Source organism: Pseudomonas agronomica (assembly GCF_025917275.1).
GTDB lineage: Bacteria > Pseudomonadota > Gammaproteobacteria > Pseudomonadales > Pseudomonadaceae > Aquipseudomonas > Aquipseudomonas agronomica.
In genome coordinates this window covers 1-428 of record NZ_JAOSHO010001058.1, presented here as the reverse complement: position 1 = coordinate 428, position 428 = coordinate 1, and the positions used below count along the sequence as shown (strand labels likewise).

General features: G+C 63.1%; 1 protein-coding gene. It reads right to left on the bottom strand.

The genetic code is table 11. The features are described 5' to 3' along the window. The coding region (locus OC610_RS28890; RefSeq protein ID WP_264433236.1) for a LysR family transcriptional regulator at positions 1–360 on the bottom strand (360 nt) is incomplete at its 3' end. Between the last annotated feature and the right edge of the window lie 68 nt (positions 361–428).

The following is a 428-nucleotide window of genomic DNA, read 5'->3' as shown; positions in this document are numbered from 1 at the left end:
CTGGCGCTGGAACTCCGAAACCAACGGCAGCAACCACAGCGATGCCATCGCCGTGCTGGTGACGACGGTGACTTGCTGCGCGCCTTGCCAATGACGCACGCCAGCCGTGGCGCGGGCGATCTGTTGAAGCGTATCGCGAACACTTTCGTAGTACTGGCTGCCCGTCGCGGTGAGGTTGATCTCACGGGTCGTGCGGACAAACAGCGCCGTACCCAGATAATCCTCGAGCAGGCGTATCTGGCGGCTGACAGCGCCCTGGGTGACGTTCAGCTCGCGGGCCGCCACGGTGAAACTCAGGTGGCGTGCGGCGGCTTCGAACGCTACCAGGCTGTTGAGCGGCGGCAACGGTTGCAGTTTCATTGGGCTGGGTCACTGTCTTGTGGGTTTCAAGCGCAGGGCGATTGTGCAGAAGCCTGCGCGCAGTGACT